This is a genomic window from Dolichospermum circinale AWQC131C (genome assembly GCF_000426905.1).
Classification (GTDB): domain Bacteria; phylum Cyanobacteriota; class Cyanobacteriia; order Cyanobacteriales; family Nostocaceae; genus Dolichospermum; species Dolichospermum circinale.
Genome location: NZ_KE384629.1, coordinates 11,097 through 15,247 on the forward strand (window position 1 = coordinate 11,097; position 4,151 = coordinate 15,247).

Annotated in this window: 5 protein-coding genes; 1 reads left to right on the plus strand and 4 read right to left on the minus strand. The window is 36.5% G+C overall.

Features of this window, described 5'->3' with window-relative positions; translation table 11 throughout:
• Both ACIR131C_RS22960 and ACIR131C_RS0115985 read right to left on the minus strand, forming a co-directional pair.
• On the minus strand, positions 1–1,570 hold a 1,570-nt coding region (locus ACIR131C_RS22960), incomplete at its 3' end, for an NACHT domain-containing protein (protein WP_231395478.1).
• 72 nt (positions 1,571–1,642) lie between these two features.
• Positions 1,643–2,095 carry a hypothetical protein gene (locus ACIR131C_RS0115985; protein WP_028091015.1) on the minus strand — a complete coding sequence of 151 codons (453 nt, stop codon included), beginning with the start codon at positions 2,093–2,095 and terminating at the stop codon, positions 1,643–1,645.
• Positions 2,096–2,248: 153 nt separating this feature from the next.
• On the opposite strand from ACIR131C_RS0115985, the gene ACIR131C_RS0115990 reads away from it, so the two are divergent.
• Entirely contained in the window at positions 2,249–2,533 is a 285-nt protein-coding gene (locus ACIR131C_RS0115990; protein WP_028091016.1) for a DUF427 domain-containing protein, read from the plus strand.
• A gap of 62 nt (positions 2,534–2,595) precedes the next feature.
• Here the strand turns inward: ACIR131C_RS0115990 and ACIR131C_RS0115995 are convergent, their stop codons facing one another.
• A complete protein-coding gene (locus tag ACIR131C_RS0115995; RefSeq protein WP_028091017.1) occupies positions 2,596–3,027 on the minus strand; it encodes a TOBE domain-containing protein in 432 nt (143 codons plus the stop codon).
• Between the two features lie 233 nt (positions 3,028–3,260).
• Positions 3,261–4,034, minus strand: a complete 774-nt coding sequence (hisA, locus tag ACIR131C_RS0116000) for a 1-(5-phosphoribosyl)-5-[(5-phosphoribosylamino)methylideneamino]imidazole-4-carboxamide isomerase (protein ID WP_028091018.1) — start codon at positions 4,032–4,034, stop codon at positions 3,261–3,263.
• Positions 4,035–4,151: the final 117 nt, after the last annotated feature.

A 4,151-nucleotide genomic window follows, 5' to 3' on the forward strand; every position in this document is an offset into this window, starting at 1 on the left:
TTTGCCGGTCTGTTTCTTGTAAGGCTACATCTGCTTGATCATGAATATTACTAACACTCTTATCGAATTTCCAATTAATAATCTGCTTGACTATTTGATCTGCTTGAGAACAATGTTTAAATTCGGCTATGCCCCCAGCAGCTAAAAAATAGGCTCGATATCCATAAAAACCTTTACCCTGATATTTTACACAGCCATCTTGAAAATTTATCAAAGCTTGAATAAACGACTCTTTTTCACTTTCATCTACATCTTCACGGCCCAGCCATAACAATATGGTTTGTTTCCACTGAGGTTCAAAAATGCGGTATTTTTGTGCCTCTATGGGTTTATTTTTATGGGTTTTCGGTAAGAAGAAATCCCAATCATTAATTGCTGTTGCTGCCAAATATTCTTGAAATGAGGTATGGAAAAAAGCATAAACAGGGTTTCCTTTTATATCTGTGCCAATCCGATTAAGCCAACCTAATTTTAGGGCTAATGTTAGTTTATCATCACCTAAAAACTTTTTAACGAACCCATCCAACAAGCGGAAACGAGAGGTTGCTTGATCTATTGCTTCCCTTGCTAATTTACCTAAATCAGTAATCAGTTCTTGACGTTGTGTTTTGCTTATTTGCGCGAATTCATCTTGTTTCCATCCGTTAAAATTATCAACTAATTGCTGATAAAATTCTGCTTGTGTATCTGGTAACTTTGCCTCTCTTCCTTGCCAATTTAAACAAAGTAGTGTTAACCGCAGAGGATTTTTAACTAAATCTTGAATCCGTTCTCTACCAGCTTCTCTTAAAGTATTACATAACATTCCACCCGCTTCTTGTTGAGAAGTAAACCAGTTATTAATAAACTGTTCTACCTGTTCAGGATAAGAAAAATCTAAAGTTCTATAGGTATCAAAATCATAAAGTTTATTGTTACCACCATCCCATAAATTTAACCGACAAGTTAAAACTATTCGCGCTTGATTAATATATCCACCGTCCTGAATTTGTCCAGCAATATCTGTTAAGATATTACCGGAAACAGATTTTGTAGACATTTCATCTAAACCATCTAATAATAACCATACTTTGTCTTGATTAAATTGGGCAATAAAATCATCTTTAATGTCTTTTGTAATTTCTGATATTTTACTTATCTCAACAGCATTCCGTAACCAAATCCCATCTAAATAATCTTTTAATTTTCCATTTTCCAACTCTGCTAAAGATACCCAAATAATAATTGATTCTGAACTTTCCTGAGATAAATAATCAGCAATTTTTTGTAGTAATGTAGTTTTACCTGCTCCCGGTTCACCAATAATCGTAATGCGTTTACCTTGACTTTTTTTAGTATCTTTCTTGTGAAAAACTTGGGTTAAAAATTCATTATGTTCATATTTTTGAGTTATTTCTGTCTCTTGATAAAGTGCTGAACCTTGTTCTGGAGAAATATTTTGATTATGATCGTGTTTGGGTTGTTTTTTCCGTTCTACTAAACCCATTTCTATATAAATATCTGGCAAATCAAAAGTTACCCCCTCAGCGCAAGTAAGGGGATTTGTGGTTAATTTTTGCCGTTCTTGCAACTTTTCGCGGCAGATTTTTTTCCAGTCAATGGAGGGTAACTTTGTCCGACCTTCCCCTTCAGACGAGTTTGGTCAATTGTAATGATTATGTTGGTTAGTAATATTAACGTTTTGGGCAACAGTTGATCCTTTTTCTGCGTTTATTATTTCTGCCAATTTTGTATTATTATTAATAACTGAAGGGTGATTTTTAATTTCTTCTGCTTTCTTTTTAATTTCTTCAGCAGTCTTTGAGGTATCAGTATTCACTGAACTTTCCAAATCTAAAACCGCTTGTTTAATTTCCTCGTCCTGCATAGCTTCTGTTAATTCTTTTACAGCTTGATCATAATGTAATTCCTGGACTTTATTTTCGTCCACAGCCGCAGTTAATTGTTGTGCTAACTTCTTCTGACGTAACTTATTGATTAATTCATTTACTCTTCCCCAGATCATATCACCAGTATTTTCACCTATCTTTTCCAGAGATTTCATGCCTATTGTAGCAATAGCAGTTGCAATAGCTGTAGTTATTATCAATTCCATAAATTTAATTTAAAGTAAGTTGGATACTAAAAATCAAGGTTATTTTGGCTGTCTAGACGCGGCTTTTGGCTGCTATCCTCAGTTTCTCGCCAATACTAACACAATTCACCTAAAAAATGTCAGAATATAAATTGTTAACTTTTTTAAACTCAAATCATGAAAGCAATTTGGAATGGTGCTATTCTAGCCGAAAGCGATAATACCGTAGTTGTGGAAGGAAACCATTATTTCCCTGCTGACTCTATCAAGAAGGAATATTTTCAAGACAGCAGCACCCACAGCACTTGTTCTTGGAAAGGAGTTGCTAATTATTATAGTATTCAAGTTGATGGTCAAGTTAATAAAGATGCTGCTTGGTACTATCCTAGCACCAAAGAGAAAGCTAAAAATATCGAAGGTTATGTTGCTTTCTGGAAAGGTGTAAAAGTGGAAGTTTAGTACACAAAAATATCCCGGACTTCTCCAAGAAGTCCAATATCTGAATTTTGAAACCAGTCTTTCTAATCCTTTGCAATGACAATATCATTAGATTTAATCACAGCATAGGCTTCCGTCCCTTCAGATAATTCTAACTCCTCTGCGGAAACTCTAGTAATCATTGAAGTTAATTCAACTCGGTGAACAATTTCTAAGGTTATTTCAGTATTTATAGTTCCTGTGGTGACTCGTTTCACAACTCCCTTGAGAACATTGCGGGAACTGACTTTTAATGGTTTCTTAGCACTAACAATTTCAAATTCAGGTTTGTTAATTTCTGGTTTTTCCTGGATATTTGATAATGATAATGGTGATGAATATTTTCTAAGTCCCCGCACTAATTCCCGTAAAATTTCTGTTTTCGTACGTTGGGAATTTTGACAAAATTCTTCTAAAATCTGGCGTTCTTCTTCAGATATTTGAAATGTTACCCAACCTTGGCTTTTTCTTGGCATAAAATTACTAACTTATTGACTAATTATAACTAATTTAATTGCCAGGTTTAGACCCCTGACTTCTCAGGTAATTTAGGTATCTGGGGTGAAACTGTTAATACAAGTAGGTGAACGAAAAAAACCGACATAAGTAACAAAAAGTAAAGTTTCCCAAAACCTCTTCCCTCTTCCCTGTTCCCTGTTCCCTTGTCATAACGACAATTTTTAACGCCAACCTACTTAGTAGTGTGATACTAAGCAAAGCTAGAAATACCAAAATCTGGTGGTATATCTTGTATTCTCCCCGGTCCAATGGCCTGTAATCCTTCTTTGAGGATAATATTACCAGTATACAAGGCTTTACCCACTATCACACCTGTTACACCTTGGGGTTCTAAGGCTGATAAACTTAATAAGTCAGTAACAGAACTTACACCACCAGAGGCAATTACGGGTATGGAAATGGCCGCAGCAAGTTCTCGTAATGCGTCTAAATTTGGTCCTTGTAATGTTCCGTCTCTGTTTATATCAGTATAAATTATTGCTGCTGCTCCTAATTCCTGCATTTGTACTGCTAGTTGGGTGGCTAATACTGATGAGGTTTCTAACCAACCACGAGTAGCAACTAAGCCGTTACGGGCATCTATACCAATAATAATCTTTTCGGGAAATTCTTGACAGAGTTCTTGCACTAGTTGGGGTTGTTCAACCGCGACAGTTCCCAGAATTGCCCAATCTACTCCCAGATTGAATAATTCTACCACACTGGAGCGATCGCGTAATCCGCCCCCAACTTCAATGGGTATGGACAGATTATTTCTAATGGCTTCAATGGCTGCTAAGTTAACTATTTTACCAGCTTTTGCCCCGTCTAAATCAACTAAGTGTAATCTGGTCGCGCCTTGGTCTGCCCACATTTTCGCCACTTCTACGGGATTTTCGCTAAATACTTGGGATTGTGCATAGTCTCCTTTATATAGTCGCACACAGCGACCTGCTAGTAAATCAATTGCGGGTATTACTTCCATAATTTGTCAGTTATCCGTTGTCAGTTGTTCGTTCCCTGTTCCCTGTTCCCTGTTACCTGTCACCTGTCACCTGTCACCTGTCACCTGTCACCTGTCACCTGTCACCTGTCACCTGTC